This window comes from Streptomyces sp. NPDC002788 (assembly GCF_053592115.1).
Window position 1 is genome coordinate 251,203 of sequence record NZ_JBSFVB010000013.1, and the last position, 17,180, is coordinate 268,382.

19 protein-coding genes, 1 tRNA gene and 4 pseudogenes are annotated in these 17,180 nt (G+C 68.4%); 16 read left to right on the forward strand and 8 right to left on the reverse strand.

Annotated features, from left to right (window positions below; translation table 11 throughout):
- Positions 1-7: 7 nt before the first annotated feature.
- From ACWD1U_RS24770 to ACWD1U_RS24785, 4 genes are all read left to right on the forward strand, one after another.
- On the forward strand, positions 8-187 hold the full coding sequence (locus ACWD1U_RS24770; RefSeq protein WP_451110601.1) for a hypothetical protein: 180 nt from the start codon (positions 8-10) through the stop codon (positions 185-187).
- A 223-nt stretch (positions 188-410) separates the two neighbouring features.
- Positions 411-1,046, forward strand: a complete 636-nt coding sequence (locus ACWD1U_RS24775) for a hypothetical protein (protein ID WP_451110602.1) — start codon at positions 411-413, stop codon at positions 1,044-1,046.
- Positions 1,047-1,049: 3 nt separating this feature from the next.
- Entirely contained in the window at positions 1,050-1,466 is a 417-nt protein-coding gene (locus ACWD1U_RS24780) for a phage holin family protein (RefSeq protein ID WP_451110604.1), read from the forward strand.
- On the forward strand, positions 1,442-2,119 hold the full coding sequence (locus tag ACWD1U_RS24785; RefSeq protein ID WP_451110606.1) for a DUF3618 domain-containing protein: 678 nt from the start codon (positions 1,442-1,444) through the stop codon (positions 2,117-2,119). Before ACWD1U_RS24780 ends, ACWD1U_RS24785 begins: the two co-directional genes overlap by 25 nt.
- A gap of 184 nt (positions 2,120-2,303) precedes the next feature.
- On the opposite strand, the gene ACWD1U_RS24790 is transcribed toward ACWD1U_RS24785, so the two are convergent.
- A complete protein-coding gene (locus tag ACWD1U_RS24790) occupies positions 2,304-3,149 on the reverse strand; it encodes a PRC and DUF2382 domain-containing protein (protein ID WP_451110637.1) in 846 nt (281 codons plus the stop codon).
- 405 nt (positions 3,150-3,554) lie between these two features.
- On the opposite strand from ACWD1U_RS24790, the gene ACWD1U_RS24795 reads away from it, so the two are divergent.
- The 4 genes and pseudogenes from ACWD1U_RS24795 to ACWD1U_RS24810 all read left to right on the forward strand — a co-directional run bounded on the left by ACWD1U_RS24795 (position 3,555) and on the right by ACWD1U_RS24810 (position 7,998).
- Positions 3,555-5,078: a VCBS repeat-containing protein gene (locus ACWD1U_RS24795; RefSeq protein ID WP_451110607.1), complete on the forward strand. Its 1,524-nt coding sequence runs from the start codon at positions 3,555-3,557 to the stop codon at positions 5,076-5,078.
- A gap of 105 nt (positions 5,079-5,183) precedes the next feature.
- Positions 5,184-5,390, forward strand: a pseudogene (locus ACWD1U_RS24800) (hypothetical protein); the annotation flags it as partial.
- A gap of 30 nt (positions 5,391-5,420) precedes the next feature.
- Positions 5,421-6,854 (forward strand): FG-GAP-like repeat-containing protein, encoded by a 1,434-nt coding sequence (locus ACWD1U_RS24805; protein ID WP_451110609.1) that lies wholly within the window; start codon positions 5,421-5,423, stop codon positions 6,852-6,854.
- A 130-nt stretch (positions 6,855-6,984) separates the two neighbouring features.
- A complete protein-coding gene (locus ACWD1U_RS24810; RefSeq protein WP_451110611.1) occupies positions 6,985-7,998 on the forward strand; it encodes a Yip1 family protein in 1,014 nt (337 codons plus the stop codon).
- Positions 7,999-8,171: 173 nt separating this feature from the next.
- Here the strand turns inward: ACWD1U_RS24810 and ACWD1U_RS24815 are convergent, their stop codons facing one another.
- The 3 genes from ACWD1U_RS24815 to dcd all read right to left on the reverse strand — a co-directional run bounded on the left by ACWD1U_RS24815 (position 8,172) and on the right by dcd (position 10,239).
- Positions 8,172-9,005: a hypothetical protein gene (locus tag ACWD1U_RS24815; RefSeq protein WP_451110612.1), complete on the reverse strand. Its 834-nt coding sequence runs from the start codon at positions 9,003-9,005 to the stop codon at positions 8,172-8,174.
- A gap of 122 nt (positions 9,006-9,127) precedes the next feature.
- Complete coding sequence (locus tag ACWD1U_RS24820) at positions 9,128-9,652, reverse strand: phosphoribosyltransferase (protein ID WP_451110614.1); 525 nt, start codon at positions 9,650-9,652, stop codon at positions 9,128-9,130.
- 11 nt (positions 9,653-9,663) lie between these two features.
- The gene (dcd, locus tag ACWD1U_RS24825) at positions 9,664-10,239 is read right to left on the reverse strand and encodes a dCTP deaminase (protein ID WP_309097764.1); all 576 of its coding nucleotides are present in this window, start codon (positions 10,237-10,239) and stop codon (positions 9,664-9,666) included.
- Between the two features lie 515 nt (positions 10,240-10,754).
- Between dcd and ACWD1U_RS24830 the strand changes: the two genes are divergently transcribed.
- Positions 10,755-10,828 (forward strand) — tRNA-Gly (locus ACWD1U_RS24830).
- A 79-nt stretch (positions 10,829-10,907) separates the two neighbouring features.
- On the opposite strand, the pseudogene ACWD1U_RS24835 reads toward ACWD1U_RS24830, so the two are convergent.
- Positions 10,908-11,302: pseudogene (locus ACWD1U_RS24835) on the reverse strand (tyrosine-type recombinase/integrase); the annotation flags it as partial.
- Positions 11,303-11,325: 23 nt separating this feature from the next.
- Between ACWD1U_RS24835 and ACWD1U_RS24840 the strand changes: the two are divergent.
- A pseudogene (locus ACWD1U_RS24840) lies at positions 11,326-11,593 on the forward strand (phosphorothioated DNA-binding restriction endonuclease); the annotation flags it as partial.
- On the opposite strand, the pseudogene ACWD1U_RS24845 reads toward ACWD1U_RS24840, so the two are convergent.
- Both ACWD1U_RS24845 and ACWD1U_RS24850 read right to left on the reverse strand, forming a co-directional pair.
- Positions 11,571-11,969: pseudogene (locus tag ACWD1U_RS24845) on the reverse strand (transposase); the annotation flags it as partial. The pseudogenes ACWD1U_RS24840 and ACWD1U_RS24845 overlap by 23 nt on opposite strands.
- A gap of 230 nt (positions 11,970-12,199) precedes the next feature.
- The gene (locus ACWD1U_RS24850) at positions 12,200-12,838 is read right to left on the reverse strand and encodes a hypothetical protein (RefSeq protein WP_451110616.1); all 639 of its coding nucleotides are present in this window, start codon (positions 12,836-12,838) and stop codon (positions 12,200-12,202) included.
- 156 nt (positions 12,839-12,994) lie between these two features.
- Between ACWD1U_RS24850 and ACWD1U_RS24855 the strand changes: the two genes are divergently transcribed.
- The 5 genes from ACWD1U_RS24855 (at position 12,995) to ACWD1U_RS24875 (ending at position 15,257) form a co-directional block, all read left to right on the forward strand.
- Positions 12,995-13,321, forward strand: a complete 327-nt coding sequence (locus ACWD1U_RS24855; protein ID WP_451110618.1) for a hypothetical protein — start codon at positions 12,995-12,997, stop codon at positions 13,319-13,321.
- The gene (locus ACWD1U_RS24860) at positions 13,321-13,671 is read left to right on the forward strand and encodes a WXG100 family type VII secretion target (RefSeq protein WP_451110620.1); all 351 of its coding nucleotides are present in this window, start codon (positions 13,321-13,323) and stop codon (positions 13,669-13,671) included. Before ACWD1U_RS24855 ends, ACWD1U_RS24860 begins: the two co-directional genes overlap by 1 nt.
- 23 nt (positions 13,672-13,694) lie before the next feature.
- Positions 13,695-13,925 carry a hypothetical protein gene (locus tag ACWD1U_RS24865; RefSeq protein ID WP_451110621.1) on the forward strand — a complete coding sequence of 77 codons (231 nt, stop codon included), beginning with the start codon at positions 13,695-13,697 and terminating at the stop codon, positions 13,923-13,925.
- A gap of 83 nt (positions 13,926-14,008) precedes the next feature.
- Positions 14,009-14,590 carry a hypothetical protein gene (locus ACWD1U_RS24870; protein ID WP_451110623.1) on the forward strand — a complete coding sequence of 194 codons (582 nt, stop codon included), beginning with the start codon at positions 14,009-14,011 and terminating at the stop codon, positions 14,588-14,590.
- Between the two features lie 40 nt (positions 14,591-14,630).
- Positions 14,631-15,257: a hypothetical protein gene (locus ACWD1U_RS24875; RefSeq protein ID WP_451110624.1), complete on the forward strand. Its 627-nt coding sequence runs from the start codon at positions 14,631-14,633 to the stop codon at positions 15,255-15,257.
- Between the two features lie 501 nt (positions 15,258-15,758).
- On the opposite strand, the gene ACWD1U_RS24880 is transcribed toward ACWD1U_RS24875, so the two are convergent.
- Complete coding sequence (locus ACWD1U_RS24880) at positions 15,759-16,310, reverse strand: hypothetical protein (protein WP_451110626.1); 552 nt, start codon at positions 16,308-16,310, stop codon at positions 15,759-15,761.
- A 311-nt stretch (positions 16,311-16,621) separates the two neighbouring features.
- On the opposite strand from ACWD1U_RS24880, the gene ACWD1U_RS24885 reads away from it, so the two are divergent.
- On the forward strand, positions 16,622-17,086 hold the full coding sequence (locus ACWD1U_RS24885) for a hypothetical protein (RefSeq protein WP_451110628.1): 465 nt from the start codon (positions 16,622-16,624) through the stop codon (positions 17,084-17,086).
- Positions 17,087-17,180 lie beyond the last annotated feature (94 nt).

A 17,180-nucleotide genomic window follows, 5' to 3' on the forward strand; every position in this document is an offset into this window, starting at 1 on the left:
CGTACCGGTGGCACGGGCGTCCGCAACCGGGCTGGAGCCCGACGCCGAGGGCGAAGGGGAGGGGCAGATCGCGGCTGGCGGCAGTCGGCGTGCAGGTCTCTGCGAGACGTACGGCACGAGCATCCCCGCAGTCGCACTGCCCGAGCAGAACGCCGCCCAGGCGAGCCGGGGCGGCCCCGACAGCTGAGGGCGCGGTTGTCCCCTGCCTGCTTCCGGCCCGCTCCCCGGCATGCGCGGCCTCGCCGAGTGCGAGCAGGCCACTGCCTCACGCGGACTGGGCGGAGCCGGCCGACCAGGGGTCTCGGATCGAGCCCAATGAATCACCCCTGACGGGTGTGAACCCGGACAGAACAGTCACTCGCATACATAGAGGATCAAAAGTCACATGATCGTGCGAGGAGGAGTGGCTGATGAGCGAGGCAGCGCAGGGTGGCACGACGAGGTTGAGGCAGACCGGGGAGACGGCCAGGGCGGAGGCGTCGGCCACCACCGATCAGGCCAGGCAGGCCGCGGGACAGGTCGCGGGTACCGCCGTGGACCAGGCCAAGGCAGTGGCGGGTGAGACCCGGCAGCAGGTCGGCGCGGTCGCCCAGGACCTGCGGAGCCGTGCGATGAACGAGGCCGAGGAACAGGCCAGGCGGGCGGCCGGTTCGCTGCGTCAGTGGGCGGACGACATGGCCGGACTGGCGGAGAACGCCCGGAGCGACTCGCCGGCCCGTAGCCTCGCGGCTCAGGCAGCCAGCGGCGGGCACCGGGCGGCCGACTACCTGGACAAGCAGGGAGTCGACGGCGTCCTCACCGACGTGCAGGACTTCGCCCGCCGACGCCCCGGCATGTTCCTGGGCGGCGCGCTGCTGGCAGGACTGGCCGTCGGACGGCTGGTGAAGGCAGCGAAGTCCGACGGTTCCGCTCAGGGCGCACAGCAGCCTGCGGCGCCGGCCTCGGGGCAGCCCACAGCGCTGCCGTCCGGACCCCCGCCGGAGGCGCAGCCGTCCGTCGGCATGCCTCCGGGCGGTGCCACGGCTCGTCCGTACCCGGAGGTGTGAGCCATGGCCTCGATCCAGGCCCGCCAAGTGGAGACCCGTGGTGGGGACCCCTCGGTGGGCGAGCTGCTGTCCGCCGTGACCTCCGACGTCCAGACCCTGTTCCGGCAGGAGGTCGAACTGGCCAAGACCGAGGTCAAGCAGGAGGCGACCAAGGCGGGCAAGGCGGCCGGCATGTACGGCGGCGCGGGATTCGCCGGCTACATGGTGCTGCTGTTCCTGTCGCTGGCCGCGGTGCTGGGACTGGCCAACGTCATGGACGGCGGTTGGGCCGCCCTGATCGTCACCGCGGTGTGGGCCGTGGTCGCGGCGGTGCTGTACCAGCGGGGCCGTACCGGGATGCGCGCCGTGACACCGAAGCCCGGGCACACAGTCGAGACGATGAAGGAGAATGCGCAATGGGCACGTCACCCGACCAGATGAGGGCCGAGATCACCGCCACGCGGGACCGCTTGTCCACCGACATGGACCGGCTCACCGACCGGACCAGCCCCCGGCGCATAGCCCGTCGCCGCACCCGCAGGATGCGCGGCGCCGTCTCGGGCATGCGGGAACGGGTCATGGGATCCGCTTCCCAGACCGCCCAAGGCGTCAGCGGCAGTGCGCAGTCGGTGGCCGGATCGCTGCAGGAGGGCACCCAGCAGGCCGCCGACACCGCGCGTGAGGCGGCCGGCCAGGCCGGTGAAGCCGTCCGGCAGGCTCCGGAGCAGGCTATGCGCCAGACCCAGGGCAACCCGCTGGCCGCCGGTCTGATCGCCTTCGGCGCCGGCATGCTGGCGGCTTCGATACTGCCCGTCTCCCAGATGGAGCAGGAGAAGACCACCGAGCTGATGCAACGCGGCGGCGAGGCACTGGAGCCGGTGAAGCAGGCCGCCCAGGATTCCGCGCAGCACCTGAAGGAGGGTGTCAAGGAGACCGCCCAGAGCGCGGCGCAGGAAGTGAAGGACACCGCCGCGGAGGCCGCCCGCACCACACAGGACGAGGCCCGCGGCCAGGCCACCCAGGTGGCCGAGCAGGCGCGCGACTCCGGGAGGCAGGTCGCCGACGAAACCCGGCAACAGTCGGGCTCCGGCTGAGCCACCGACTCCCGTCTCTCGTCCTCACCGGCCCCGGACCATGATCGGTCCGGGGCCGGTGACGACCCGGCGCCGGACCGACGCGACCCGGCGCCGGAACAACGACTGCCCCTGCCGTCGAAGGGCCCCACCGCATCGGTGGGGCCCTTCGACGGCTCTTCGACTGCTCTTCGATGCTCTCCGGTCACTGACCACGCCGACCGGTCTCGCCGGTCTCACCCGTCTCGCCCGTCTCGCCCGTCTCATCGGTGATGTCGGTCTCGATCCGCTCCTTGCGGACCTCGCCACGAACGGTTGCTTCGTCGGTACGCTCCTCGGTGCTCAGCCGGACCCGTTCCACGGGGACCGCTTCCGTCTCCACGACCGGACGCTCTTCGTGGAGGATCACCTCGTGTTCGGCCTCGGTGATGTCGGCACCGGACATCGCCGCGTCCCGGTTGTCGTCGGTGATGGGCTCGTGCTCGACGCGGACTTCCTCGTGGCGCACGGGGACGGTCTGCTGGACCTCCTCGGTGACGACGTACTTGCGCAGGCGCGCCCGCCCGGTTGCGCGGCGTTCGACACCGACGTGCATCTGCTCCTCGGAGCGTGTCATCGCGTCGTCGCCGGCGCGCTCTCTCCCGGCAGCGGTCGCTGGCTGCGCGGCGGTGTCGGCGCCGGTGCGCGCCCAGCCGCCTTCGGCGCCTTGGTCCGTCTGCTGCCAAACGGTGTCCCAGTCCATGCCGTAGTGCTCGTACAGGCGGTGCTCTTCCTCTTCGGACAGATGTCCGCCGGCATCGACGTCGACGTTCGGCGCCTCCGTGACCGTGTCCTTGCTGAACGGCACCTCCAGGTGGTCCTCCACCACGGTCCCGTCGTGAATCGGCACGAACGACTCGCTGGTGCCGAACAGACCGGTCTTCACACTCACCCATTCGGGCTGGCCGGTCACATCGTCGAAGAAGACATGCTTGGCGTCACCGATCTTGTTGCCGCGCGCGTCGTAGACGGGGTGATCCAGCACGGTAGAGATCTGGTCGCGAGTGATCATCAGCGGTTCTCCTTGCTTCTTTGGCTCTCTCTCGCGTAACCACTCAGCCAAGAGCCAAAAGTGAATAATCCGGAAAAAACGGAACACCCTGGCGAAATTGCCTCTTGCTTCACGCACGGATTCGCCGAAGTCGTCCGCGCAGGCTGGAAGTTCGGCACCTGGGCAGTGCGGCCGTCGTAGAGCGCGGACCGCCGCCGGCGGGACCTTCCCGCTCGGCGACGGGTCCGGGAGCCACCGCCTCAGGAATTAACCGAACTCACGTACAACCCTTACGTCCCCACACCGGTCTCCTGATCGCCGACCACCGTGAACGCCCGGACAACTCGCGGCGAACACGGACGGTCCGGTCCTCCATCGACTCCGGATGTCCGCCAGGCATCCCCCGCATGCAGCAGGAGACCCCGCATGCACCAGCACGAGCGCCCCTCCGGGCGCCCGCACACGCACCCGTTCCGTCGCCCCCGCCTGCGGCTCGCCCTGGCGACCGCCGCCGCGGCCGCGCTGACCGGCACGCTGCTCACGGCCACGGCCGGTACCGCGTCGGCCGCGGACCCGACGCACGCCCCGCAGGCCGACTTCGACAACGACGGCATCGGTGACGTGGCGTTCTCCGCCTCCGGCGCCTACGTCAACGGCAAGAAGGACGCCGGCCAGCTCGTCGTCCTGTACGGCACGAAGACCGGAGTGTCCTCCGCGAAGCGGTCCGCGATCAGCCAGAACACCGCCGGCAACCCGGGCACGGCCGAAAGCGGTGACGCGTTCGGCGCCGACAGCGCCTACGCCGACTTCAACGGCGACGGCTACGACGACCTCGCCGTCTCCTCCCCGCTGGAGGACGTCGGCAGCGACAAGGACGGCGGTGGTGTCGCGGTCCTGTGGGGCTCGGCCCAGGGCATCACCGGCAAGGGTGTATCGATCGCGGACGCGGCCCCCGCCCAGCACGACCGGTGGGGCAGGAACCTCGCCGCCGGCGACTTCGACGGCGACGGCAAGGCGGACCTGGCCGTCGGCAGCACCTCGAACGTCGTCCACGTGCTCAGGGGCGGCATCAGCGCCTCCGGCACCGCGGTCAAGGGCCGGTACAGCGTCAAGGCGCCGATCCAGGCCTCGGGCGACGGCTCCGGCCCGCTCAACCTCACCGCGGGCGACGTCAACGGCGACGGCCGCACGGACCTGGTCGTCGACGGCTTCGAGACGGTCACCGGCCGGTACTGGAACGCCAACTACCTGCTCCTCGGCACGGCCTCCGGCCTGTCCGCCGCCGACACCCGGCCGCTGAAGGCCGGTGTCATCACCGGCATCGGCGACATCAACGGCGACGGCTACGGCGACATCGTCACCGGCATGCACTGGAACCGGACCGACGACGGGGTGACCTTCCCCGAGGCCGCCGACGGAGGCAAGGTGTGGATCACCTACGGCGCCCCGAGCGGCGTCGGCTCCACCACCGGCATCACCCAGAACACCGGCAACGTCCCCGGCAGCTCCGAGAAGAACGACTACTTCGGCTACGAGCTGGACCTCGGCGACGTCAACGGCGACCGCTACCAGGACCTCGTGGTCGGTGTCGCGGGCGAGAACATCGGCTCGGTCGCCGACACCGGCCAGCTCGTCGTCCTGTACGGCTCGGCCTCGGGCATCAACACCTCCTCCGGCACCCAGTCCTTCGCGCAGAGCACGGCGGGCGTCCCCGGCTCGGACGAGAAGGGCGACATGCTCGGCGCCGACGTCAAGCTCGACGACGTCACCGGTGACGGCCGCGCCGACCTGCTGGCCGGCTCGTACGAGAACGACGGCAACGGCGCGGTCCTCTACCTGCCCTCCAGCGGCACGAAGATCACCACCACGGGTTCCCGCACCGTCTCCCCCAGCACCTCGGGCGTCTCGACGACGGGCTACCCGAACTTCGGCGCGAACTTCGCCGACTGAACCACCCGCTTCCCCGGGGCCGGGCCTTCCAGGTCCGGCCCCTTCCCCCGAGGGGGCGGCGGCGTACCCGGCGGCTCCGAGCAGGGCGGCCGGTTCGGCGAACGCGTCACGCTCACCGACCACACCGGCGACCACCGCGCCGACCTGTCGGTCTCCGCGCCCGGCGAGAACGCCGGCGACGGCGCGGTCCGGCCCCCGCACTCCACCGCGACCGGCCCGACGGCCACGGGTTCCGTCAGCTTCGGGCCGGGCACGACCGGCGTCTCCACAACCGGCACACGCCGGGCCCACGGCACCGCACTCGACTCCTGACCACCACCTCTCAACCCGACAGGGACTCCGATGCGCAAGCGCACCCTCCTCCTGGCCACGGCCCTCACCACCGGCCTGCTCACGGCCCTGCCCGCGACGACGGCCACCGCGGCGCCCTCCGGCCTGTCCGGCGACTTCAACGGCGACGGCCACCGCGACCTCGCGATCGCCGCGCCGCTCGGCAAGATCGACGGCAGGACCGCGGCCGGATATGTCGCCGTCGTCTACGGCACCGCGAACGGCCTCGACAGCTCCAAGCGGCAGATCATCAGCCAGGCCACCGACGGCATCCCCGGCGTCCCGGAGACACGGGACTACTTCGGCGACCGCCTGACCACCGGCGACCTGGACGACGACGGCTACACGGACCTGATCGTCGGCGTGCACGCCGAGCAGATCGGTTCCACCGGCGACTCGGGCGTCGTCACCGTCGTCTGGGGCGGTGCGAGCGGCCTGAAGACCGCGACGGACCTGTCCGCCCCGCTCCCCGAGAACCGCTACGAGCTCGGCTGGTCCGTCGCCACCGGCGACTTCGACGGCGACGGCGACACCGACCTGGCCGCCGCCAACATCGCCTACCCCGAGCTGAACGTCTTCGAGGGCCCGTTCACCCGCACCGGCAAGGCCACCGAGCTCACCGGAATCGACACCTCCACCCAGACCGGCATCAACACCGACCGGGTCGTCGCGGGTGACGTCACCGGCGACGGCCGCGCGGACCTGCTGGTCATGGGGCAGGAGGCGGCCGGCGACGGCTTCCGCACCCGCAGCGTGCTGTACAAGGGATCCGCCACCGGCCTGACGGCGGGCAGCAAGGTCGCCGGCGGATACGACGCCGTCATCGCGGACGTGAACAAGGACGGCTACGGCGACATCGTCACCGGCAACTTCATGGAGAAGACCACGCAAGAGCCGAACGGCGGGCCCGGCGGCGCGGTCACGGTGACCTACGGCGCGGCCGGCGGCCTGAGCACCCGCACCCCCGTGCGCATCACCCAGGACACCACCGGCGTGCCGGGCACCGCCGAGAAGAACGACCGCTTCGGCTGGAGCCTGTCGGCCGGCGACACCAACGGCGACGGCTACGCGGACATCGCGGTGGGCGCCCCGTACGAGGCCATCGGCTCCTCGAGGCAGGCCGGCACGGTCACCGTCCTGCGCGGATCGGCGTCCGGCCTGACCGGAAGCGGCGCCAAGTCCTTCTCCCAGGACACCGCGGGCGTTCCCGGCACCGTCGAGGCCTACGACTCGTTCGGCTACGCCGTGCGGCTGACCGACGCGAGCGGAGACGGCCGTGCCGAGCTGGTCGCGAGTGCCGCCTTCGAGAACACCGGCGACGGCGCGGTCTGGCTGCTGAAGTCCACCGCGTCCGGGGTCACGGCCACCGGCGCCAAGTCCTTCGGCGCCGCGACCGTGGGCGGCCCGGCGAGTGACGCGGCCTTCGGCGACGTACTCGCGGGCTGATCCCGCGCACGGGCTGCCTGAGGCTCGGCCAGGACATGCTCCAGCCGACGCCGCGGCATGCGGCCCGGGAGTGCCCGTACGGCCGAACCCTGATGGGTCACGGACGCCCAAGACCCCTGCCCCTTAAGGGATGTCACAGCTCGGCCGCAAAGCCGGGCCCGGAAGCCCGGGCCCGGCCCGCGACCGCCGGGGACCAGGTACGTTCGAAGACGTGGCTGGATTCAGGATCGGACGCGGCCGGAACAACGGCGCTCCTCAGACGCGACCGCACAACCCTCCGAACGGGCAGCAGACGCCGCAGGGGCCGTCGTACGGCTACCCGCCGGCGCCGCAGCCGTACCCGCAGCAGCAGCCGTACGGCAACGGCGGCGGCCCCACCTGGCCGCAGCAGCCGAACGCCGCACCCGGCGGCGGCTACGGCGGCCAGGGCGAGCCGGAGTACTTCGGCGACGGCGCGTACCCGCCCGGCCCCCAGGGCCCGCACGACCCGTACGCGGCGAACAACCCGGGCCACACCCAGGCCTTCTCGGTCGGCGAGGAGCCCTACAACCAGGGCGACACCTACCGGGCGGGCTCGGCGGCCCCGCCGCCCGGCCCGGTCGGCCCGCGCCTGCGCTGGAAGCCCCTGCTGAGGGGTGTCGTCCTCTCCCCGAACCAGACGTTCCTGCAGATGCGGGACTACTCGATGTGGGGCCCGGCCCTCATCGTCACGTTCCTCTACGGCCTGCTCGCCGTCTTCGGCTTCGACGGCGCCCGCAAGGATGCGATAAACGCCACACTGTCGAACGCGGTCCCGATCGTCCTGACGACGGCCGTCGCGATGGTGCTGAGCGCGTTCGTCCTGGGCGTGGTCACCCACACGCTGGCCCGCCAGCTCGGCGGCGACGGCGCCTGGCAGCCCACGGTCGGCCTGTCCATGCTGATCATGTCCCTCACGGACGCGCCCCGCCTGGTCTTCGCGATGTTCGCCGGCGGCGACGCGACGTTCGTGCAGCTGCTGGGCTGGGCCACCTGGGTCGCCGGCGGCGTGCTGCTGACCCTCATGGTCGGCCGCTCCCACGACCTGCCCTGGCCGAAGGCCCTGGGCGCGTCGGCGATCCAGCTGATCGCCCTGCTGTCGATCGTCAAGCTGGGCACCGTCTGAGACCGCACGAACGGAAAAGGGGCTCCCCTGCGGGGGAGCCCCTTTCCTCTTGCCGAACCCGCTGCCCGTCAGGCGTCGAGGACCTGCCCGGCCCGCCGCACCACAGGCGGTTCCACGGACCAGGCCGAGGTTGCCGACGCGCTGCGACGCGAGATCGCTGGGTGCGGAAAACCTCACTGAGCCGCGAGGACCTCTTGTGCCATCTGCATCTCTGAGACCGCGGCATGCGGCGCGGCCACGCGGAAAGGCTTGCCGAAGTCGCCGAACGATTCATCGAGGTCCGTGGCCGGGAAGGCGACCCGCAGGAGGAGCGGGCTGCCCTCAGCGGCAATGTAGAAGTCCAGCGGTCCCCCCGCGCGCTCATACGTGATTTTGGTGGCGGATCGTTTTCGCACCTTCACCGACTGCTGCCTGGGGTTTTCTTCGGCAAGACGCCCCAGGGAAGGAATGCGCTCCTCCAGCCAGGTTCGGCGGGTCGTCGACTCGCACATCTCACCCATGGCCTCGGACATGGCGGCGCCACGCTTCACCCATCGGTCAGCCATCACCTCCACCCGTACGGGGTCTGCTTTGCCCTCGGGTGACAGTTCGAGGGCCTCTTTGCTACCTCGCGTGTAGAGCGCGGATTCAGTGACGATGAAGTCCAGGGAGGCGGAACCTTTTCGGGAATGTGCCTCGCATGCCGCCCTGCCCCCGCCCAAGGCAATACGCAGGGTGGTCGTCCCCTCGGTCTTGGTACGCCGGGTCGAGCTCAGGTACTCCTGATCGAAAGTCGCGTCGATCGCCCTGTGGACAAGCGCGGCGGCCTTGGCGGCGCGCGACCCGCCACCGCTGTCGGGCGATGCGCCGGCTGCCGGCGACTTGGAACCACGCGCCGTACCGCTCGCCCCCGTATCACTTGCGCCAGAGCCGCATCCGACCAGTGCAAGAAGCACGACGGCCGCGCCCGCAACGGCTGTCGTCGCTCTTGGGGGGCGTCGGCCCGGCGTGCTGTTGATAGCGGGCATGCAGATCTCCCTGGGAGGCGCCATGAAGGATGGGCCAATGATGCACCCACCTGGCGGCTCGCATTCCAGGGGGCATCCGCTGCCGCCCGGGCGGCCATACGCCTGGTATGAGAACAGCGCCCTCAGAGCGCTTCCTTGTTCTCCTTCGGCGCCTCGCCCGACTTATGTACCGGAGGCAGGACACTCCACGGGAAGTTGATCCACTCGTCGGTCCGCTTCCACACGTACTCGCACTTCACCAGCGACTGGGACTTCTCGTAGACCACGGCGCTGCGCACCTCGGCGACGGCGTCGAGGCAGAAGTCGCGCACCAGCTTGAGCGTCTTGCCGGTGTCGGCGACGTCGTCGGTGATCAGCACCTTCTTCCGCGAGAAGTCGATCACGTTCGGAACGGGCGCGAGCATGACGGGCATCTCCAGCGTGGTCCCCACGCCCGTGTAGAACTCCACGTTCACGAGATGGATGTTCTTGCAGTCGAGGGCGTAGGCGAGACCACCGGCCACGAAGACACCGCCGCGGGCGATGCTGAGCACTATGTCGGGCTCGTAGCCGTCGTCGGCGATGGCCTGCGCGAGCTCGCGCACGGCGACTCCGAACATCTCGTAGGTCAGGTTCTCCCGCACGCCGCTCACGCTCGTGTCACTCATGTCCGGGTCGCTCACACCTGGGTCCGGTGGAAGTTGAGGAAGGACCGGGAGGCGGTCGGCCCCCGCTGCCCCTGGTACCGGGACCCGTACCGCTCGCTGCCGTACGGGAAGTCGGCCGGCGAACTCAGCCGGAACATGCACAGCTGCCCGATCTTCATGCCCGGCCAGAGCTTGATGGGGAGGGTGGCGAGGTTGGACAACTCGAGGGTCACGTGCCCGCTGAAGCCGGGGTCGATGAAGCCGGCGGTCGAGTGCGTCACCAGGCCCAGCCGCCCCAGCGAACTCTTCCCCTCCAGCCGGGAGGCGAGATCGTCGGGCAGGGTGATGACCTCGTACGTACTGGCGAGGACGAACTCCCCGGGGTGCAGGATGAACGGCTCGTCCCCCTCCGGCTCCACGAGCCGGGTCAGGTCGGCCTGCTCGATGGCGGGGTCGATGTGCGGGTACCGGTGATTCTCGAACACCCGGAAGTAGCGGTCCAGCCGCACATCGATGCTCGACGGCTGCACCATCGCGTCGTCATACGGATCGATACGCACCCGCCCGGCGTCGATCTCGGCCCGGATGTCCTTGTCTGAGAGAAGCACGCCCCGAGGATACGCAAGGCGCGCGGAGCGACCACAACCGGACGACTCCGCGCGCCTGCGTATCTGCTCGTTGCCGCTTGCCCGCTACCGCTTCTGGTAGCTGACGGGAACCACGCTCCGGAGCCGCGCACAGCGCGGGCACCGAAGCAGCCGCCCGGGACCGAGTCGCTCGGCCTGCTGCATCGGGAACGAAGCGGTGGTGAACACGTGCCCATCGGCACAACGGACGACGGTGCGCTCCATCAAGTCCAAGAGTCCCTTCCCCAAGAGCCGCGTCTGGCTGCTGCTTGCCTGACGACAAAAGCCACAGTACGGGATCAAAGGGACGGCCCTCCAGGCGGCACTCCGGTCCCGCCCGGGCCCTCTTCCGAGCCTCCACCGTACGCCCCAACTCCGTTCCCCCGCAGCGGCATCCCACCCCTGAAACGCCCTCAGGCCCCGCGGCATCAACACCGAGGGCCTGACATGAGGTAAAGTGGCGACCGTTCGGACACCGACCTCGGTCGGCGTCTTACGCGGGTGTAGTTTAATGGTAGAACATCAGCTTCCCAAGCTGAGAGCGCGAGTTCGATTCTCGTCACCCGCTCCATGTGAAACCCCCAGGTCAGAGGCCCGGGGGTTCTTTGTTGTCTAGACCGGTGGGCCGGTCGCGCACCACAACCGCACCATTAGCCCTCGGCAGCCTCCTCGCTGTGGTGCGCGGAGTCGTCCGTGTGGCACTTCGCACGCTCGGCGCGCACCAGATCGTCGAGCCCGGCAGCCACCTCCCGCTGCCGATCCTCGTCGGAGTGCTGGTAGATCAGCGCGGCCTTCTCGGAGGACTGCCCGGCACGCACCATCGTGTCCTTGAGGCTGGCGCCGGAGCGGGTCGAAAGGGTGTGCCCGGTGTGACGGAGGTCGTAGAAGCGTAAGCCGTCCGGGAGACCGACGACCGTGCGAGCCCGGCGCCACTTCCGACCGAAGGAGGTACGCCGGAAGGGGGCGCCCTTCTCCTCCACGGGTAACAGGCCGTAGGGTCCCTGCTCGGCTACCAAGCGAAGTGCCGCTTCACCTCCTTCACAAGAAGGAGGCAGCGGACCAGAAAGCGTGACGCGCGCACCGCACAAACCCCTACTGCTCCTGTACGCCTTCAGCCAGTTCCAGGAGGACGCTGCCAGCGAGCTGCGGTCCAGCGCGGTGGCGCAGGACCTACAGCGGCTACTGACCGAGTACGGCCCGCCCAACACGACGACCGCCTGCCCTTTCCACGACCTGGTCAGCGACGGCGTATGGGAAGTGCGGTACCGACGGAGGCCCCGGCAGTCCAGGCAGTGGCCTGCGAGAATCGAGGTCGGCAGTTCGGCCTGGCCGCGTTCGCGGCGGTGCGGGATGACCAGGCCGGTGCCCCGGTAGCCGCCGTCCGCGATCACCGTTGTCCTGCCGACGGCGGCCTTCGTACCGGACAGCCCCCACGCTTGCAGTCGTTGCGGTTGCCGGGCAACGGGCGGCCGACCGCGACGACCAGCCGGGTGTCGGCGTCGATGACGACCTGGTGATTGGTGGAATGCCGATAGTTCTTCGACTGCTCGGCCATGTTGTGGTCGCGGGGGGGCCAGGGTGCCGTCCACGATCAGCACGGTGTCGCGGCGGAACCGCTTGCGCTGCTGGAGCGCGAGCGAGGGCCCGAGGTGGTGGATGATGCGGTCGGCGGCCGACTTGGACACCCCGAACAGCGGGGCCAGTTGGCGAAGCAGGCGCATCGGGCGGTTCGGCGGCACCACCACCGTCCCGGCAGGAGCATGTGAGGGCGCCGCGGTCAGCGCACGACGTGTAGCGGATGGCTTGCGCAATGAGCACGGTGACCTTGCAGATCTTGAAGCGCAGACGGCTCTGTGATCCGCAAGTGCCGTACTCCCCTCACGTCGGGCACCCCTTCGCGCCCCATGCGACCAAACCGACGAACACGACTCCCCCCTCCCGCTTACCGGCGCACCGCCGTCTCTCGCGACACCTCCATGAGCTCGCTGCCACCCGGGACGGCGAGGACACCGAATCCACGCGTCCTGACTCCTCCTGCCTGCCAGACCTGACCGGCGTACCAAGCACCGTGCTCGAGTTCCTCGGGCCAGTGACGTCGGCGAAGCGGATTTCGCGCGGACATGAGACCGGTCAACTCCTCGCCGTCGCGGTATCGCAGTTGGACAGGCACGCCTATCACGTCCTTGACACCGTCGGGCCGGTGCGCCGCGGAGATCAGCTGCCACGGATGCTGCTCGAGCACCCGCCGGATGCGCTTCAGGGAACCCATTACGTCGCGGCGCAGATAGAGAAGAGTCAGATAGAAAAATGACACCAGGACGATGCCGCCGGCAGCCCGCTCCTTGGCATTTTCGCTTGAGAGATTCCCAAAGAGCACGAAGTATGCCACCCAAGAGAGGGCATACAAGAAGTGCCAGATCCAGCGCCCTTTCTTCGCCTTCCTCCGGGCCTGCTCCCATGCCGCCCGGGTCTCGGGGTGATCGAAAGCACATTTATGCAGAGGGGCGTGCGCATCGGCAGGGCCTCTGTCGGCCTGCGTGCCGAACTTGTCGAAGGGAGGGCCCGCATCGCTGTCTTTCACAATTTCTCCTCGTGTGTGGATTCGAAAGTCCAGGAGACCGCGATCGACACACCACTCTACTGGTATATAAGCTGCCACCCGGTCGGGCAGGACAAGGGGAACCCCTCTGTCCACATTGTCTTTGATTCCCTTCTTCCGTCGTTACGGGGGTGCTAGGTGGGGGACCACTTCAAGGTTGACATCGACCAGTTGGACCGATTCGTCAAGTCACTTCAGCAGGCGACGAAGGACCTCGACGAGGCTCGTAAGGCGCTTTCGCAGGTCCGCAGTGCCGAGATCGGCACTGCCCGACTGGACGATGCCTGCGACACGTTCCAGGAGAGATGGAAGTACGGGTCCGAGCAGTTGAGCGAGCTCATCGGCAGCATCAGTGAGGGCGTGAAGTCCAACAAGCTGAGCTATCAGGAACTCGAGGATAACCTCGAGAAAACCCTGAAGCAGATGGCAGATTCGGTCACTTCGGGTGGCGGGGGGAAGAGCTGATGGCTACGAACCCGTATCCGAACCTCGGCTGGAATCCGGTCCCCGGCATCCCCGCTGAGGTCGCCGCGCTGCAGCAGAAGGTGAAGGCCGCGGCGGACGCGCTGGACAGCTCCCACCGCCAGATCGAAAGACTGCTGGGGGAAAGCGCGCACTGGGAGGGTGACGCGGCGGACGCCTTCCGGGATGCACTCGACGGCGAACTGCCGAAGTACATGAAGAACGCTGCGCGTTCGCTCGACAAGGCCGCGGCGTCGCTCGAAGCGAGGTGGGTCTGGCGGCGGCGGTTGCCAGGGAGAGCGGCGAAGCCATGTCAGTGGGTTCGAAGGTCACTTCCTTCGCCAGCGAAGTGAAGGCCGTCAACTGGGACAGGGCCGTGGATGTCGCCACCGCCCCCAGCAAGCTTCGCGACTGGGCCCTCAACGGTGTCAACGCGACCGCGAACGTGGTCTCCTCGGCGGAGACTGCCGGACTGCTGCCGGAAGACGGCATCGGCCATGACTCCACTGAGGCCACCAAGGCGAGCGTGGCCCTGTCCGGTGCGGCGGGCACGCTCGGAACCTTCGGCACGGACATCGTTGAACTCGCGGGGAGTATCCGGCTGTGAACAATCAACCCGGAGGCACGGCGCCAACGGACACCACGCCGAAGCCGAATTTCTGGTATGGACTCCCCCACGGGTATCTGGAATTGGACTTCAACCCGACGGAGGAAGGAGTCGCAGAACTGGCCCGACAGATCAGCGGACTTCCCGAGGAAGCCCGCGACCGGGCCGACCAGGCATTCCGTCTGTACGCCATGACCGCGCTGCTCCTGCAGAAGCAGCCTGTGGCTGTCTGCGCGCTCGGCATGCACCCCGACGAGAACGGAAAGGCTTCGCTGTCGGTCCTCACGATTTCGGCCTTTCCCTCCGGCGGGGCGAACCCCATGCGTGTCCTCGCCGGCATGGTGGGCGGAAATGCGGGAGGGAACGCGAACAACGGCATGCAGCCCATCGAACTGCCGGTGGGCGTCGGGTTCCTGATCGAGCAGGTGCGGAAGACGGTGGCACCGGGCATCCCGCCCGAAGGTCAGGAGGGACCCTTGGAGGGTTCGGTCTGGCAGGGAACAGTGGCGGTACCGGAGCCCCGTACGTCGTCGATCATCACCGTGCAACTGGTGACCTCGGCGGTCGAACTCGCCGAGGACTACCGCTCGGTGCTGCTCGGCACCGCCCGGACGCTGGCCTTCAAGGATCCGACGGCCGAAGCGGACCAGGGCCCGGGCCGGTAATTCCCGGTTCCGCGGCGCAAGCCATGCAGTCCGACTTCGGGTGATCGCAGAAAAGGCGGGAAGGATCGCCGTGCAGGAGGAGGCTCGCGCACCCTACGCGACCGACGGAACTGATTTCCAGGGCGCTTTGAAGCATCACCGCGCCAAGGCGCTGAAGCGTTTCACGAAACGGGCAGTGGTCTTCGGGCTCATGTGGTTGCAGATCTTCGTGACACGCACCGACTATCTGCTCCCCCTCGCAATAGTAGGGTTTCTCGGCCTCCCCGTCTCGATGATCCGCCTGTCGAGCTCCCTTTCCTGGGTCCGGAGGTGCTCCCGCCTCTTCCACACCTACCCGGTGGATTTCCGCGGCCCGGTACAGCAGATAAGCGCTGAAAGAAACAACTGCTTCACTGTCAGGATAGGAAGGGAATGCGCGGGCTCTCCCACGATGACGGGCACGAACCTTTCGGGCAAGGGATGGCCGGCGGGCGGCTCCGCAGGCGTCTGGTTCGTCGGCGACGATCTCTTCGGGTGCGCCGCCCTCGTCCCGATCACCGGCGAACTGCTGTTCATGCAGCCTGACGACTGGCCACTGACGTCCGAACAGCGGGCAAACGCCCCGGCGGACCGCATCGCGAAAGCGAGACTGGCCGGCATCAACGGCTACGTCTCTCTTCGCTCATAGTTTCGTCGAACCAACACTTGAGGGTGTTATCCCAGCCATGGGATACGCGTAGAGGCCCCGGCAGAACATTCAACGACAACGTGATCGACCCTCATCCTGCAGCCCTCCCCGGGGCCTGACCAGAGACGCCACTCCGCTGTAGGGCATATGAGCCCGGGAAACGGCGTGGACCAGTGAGAACTACGGAGACGGTTTCCGCAGATCACCCCATCCATGGAGCGAGTCGGCCTTGGGCTTGCTTCACGACGTCGATGTGTGCAGTCGCGATTACGCCGCCCGGTCGAGCGAGTCGAGTCACGCCGAGCCTGGAAGGCGCCTACACGGCCGCCGTCGGCTTATCAGTCACGGCGCCGTACCCACAGCATGCCCTTAAGAGGGGACAACAGCGGTCAACAGTGGTGCAAACCTGCTCTCCCGTAGCCACCGCTGGGCCACATAAGCGCAGGTAAACGAGCATGTCGCCTTCCAAGCGCCGTCGCTTCCCAAGCTGAGGGCTTGGGATCAACCACACTGCCCTGTGATGCCCAAGCGTTCGGCGCCCCACGGTGAGAACGTCATGGGGCCGGCCCATCCCTGTTGGATCTGAGCTACCTGGGACGGCACCGGACTCACCGGGTATACATCCCTGCCTCGCGCCCAGTTCGCCAGCAACCCCAGCGTCGTATCGACCGACGAGACCACCATGGTGACCCTCGCCCCGCCCTTACCCCAGGTGTTCCACAGTGCCCAGCCCTCGGCGCGGGCTTCGACACCGAGGCGGGCACACGCCTCCTCGTAGGTCTCCTCCATACCCGGAGGCAGAGAGGTCGGCCGGAGCACCACCACGCCCGCCAACCGCACCGGTGGACGGTCCTCCTCGGGCAAACAGCCGTCGCCGGGAAAGTGGTAGTGCCGGGTCTCGCGTGCAAGTGCGTTTACCGCTCGCTGCAGCGGCGTGGCATCGTCCGGGTCTGGTGCGTAAGACAGGTGGCCCTCGGCGGACGCCGCAGCGGTCACCGCCCTGGCAAGCCGCTCGATCTCCCGCAGGTAATCCAGCTCAGAGAGTTCAGGCACGCGACGGAGTCTCGCACCCGTCCAGCATCACGTGAAACCGGTTATCCGACAGCCCAGACCACAGCACGAAGAAGGTAGGTCGCTCGCTGCGCCAGAGGCAGCGCCGTCTCAGTTCCCGTCTCATTCAGCCCCGTTCACGGCCGTTCAGGCGGGACACGCAGTCGCCCCCTCACCGGCTGTCAGTCGGCCATGAACGCAGGCGAACGCCCCTGCACACCGCACCGCAGGCCACCAACACAGTCGGAAAGCGTGTTGGCATCGGAGTTGGGCAACGACCCGCGGATGACGGCGATGCGTGATCAGCTTGGTATGTGGAGACCATCATCGCCAGCGGCATAGCCGTCCTGGGGACGCTGCTTGGTTCGGGGATCACCCTGGCGTTCCAGCAGCGCACCACCGACAGAAGCCACGAGTTCACCCGCCGCGAGAAGCTCAGGCAGGAACGACTCGATGCCTACTCCGCCTACGCCGGCACGTTGGTCAACTACCGCCGCTGCCTTGTTCACCTCTGGTTCTGCGAACACGAACAGCCACCACCGGAAGACCCTGACACGGTGCGGATCCGCGCCTATGACCTACGCTCCAACGCGCAAGAGACACTGTTCCGGGTGCAGATGATCACCGATGACGAGACGCTGAGCCGGGCCGCGGAGGACGTGCTCGCAGACGTTACAGCGCTGTCCAAGACAGACAGCAGAACCGAACTGGACGAGGCCAGGGTACGGACCCGTGACGCCATCAGCCGACTGGTCCGAGCAGCCAAGCAACACCTCTGAGAGGGCGTTAAGTCCCGTTCCTGGTGATGTGGTGTCGCCCGTTCGTGGGTGATGGGGTGGTTCCTCCCTCGCGTCATGTCGTGTGCATGATGGG

What these genes read in the sequence shown, in the direction of transcription:
- ACWD1U_RS24775 (WP_451110602.1), top strand. Translation starts at nt 411, where the DNA reads ATGAGCGAGGCAGCGCAGGGTGGCACGACGAGGTTGAGGCAGACCGGG.
- ACWD1U_RS24780 (WP_451110604.1), top strand. Translation starts at nt 1,050, where the DNA reads ATGGCCTCGATCCAGGCCCGCCAAGTGGAGACCCGTGGTGGGGACCCC.
- ACWD1U_RS24785 (WP_451110606.1), top strand. Translation starts at nt 1,442, where the DNA reads ATGGGCACGTCACCCGACCAGATGAGGGCCGAGATCACCGCCACGCGG.
- ACWD1U_RS24790 (WP_451110637.1), bottom strand. Translation starts at nt 3,149, where the DNA reads ATGATCACTCGCGACCAGATCTCTACCGTGCTGGATCACCCCGTCTAC.
- ACWD1U_RS24795 (WP_451110607.1), top strand. Translation starts at nt 3,555, where the DNA reads ATGCACCAGCACGAGCGCCCCTCCGGGCGCCCGCACACGCACCCGTTC.
- ACWD1U_RS24805 (WP_451110609.1), top strand. Translation starts at nt 5,421, where the DNA reads ATGCGCAAGCGCACCCTCCTCCTGGCCACGGCCCTCACCACCGGCCTG.
- ACWD1U_RS24810 (WP_451110611.1), top strand. Translation starts at nt 6,985, where the DNA reads ATGTCACAGCTCGGCCGCAAAGCCGGGCCCGGAAGCCCGGGCCCGGCC.
- ACWD1U_RS24815 (WP_451110612.1), bottom strand. Translation starts at nt 9,005, where the DNA reads ATGCCCGCTATCAACAGCACGCCGGGCCGACGCCCCCCAAGAGCGACG.
- ACWD1U_RS24820 (WP_451110614.1), bottom strand. Translation starts at nt 9,652, where the DNA reads ATGAGTGACACGAGCGTGAGCGGCGTGCGGGAGAACCTGACCTACGAG.
- ACWD1U_RS24860 (WP_451110620.1), top strand. Translation starts at nt 13,321, where the DNA reads ATGGCTACGAACCCGTATCCGAACCTCGGCTGGAATCCGGTCCCCGGC.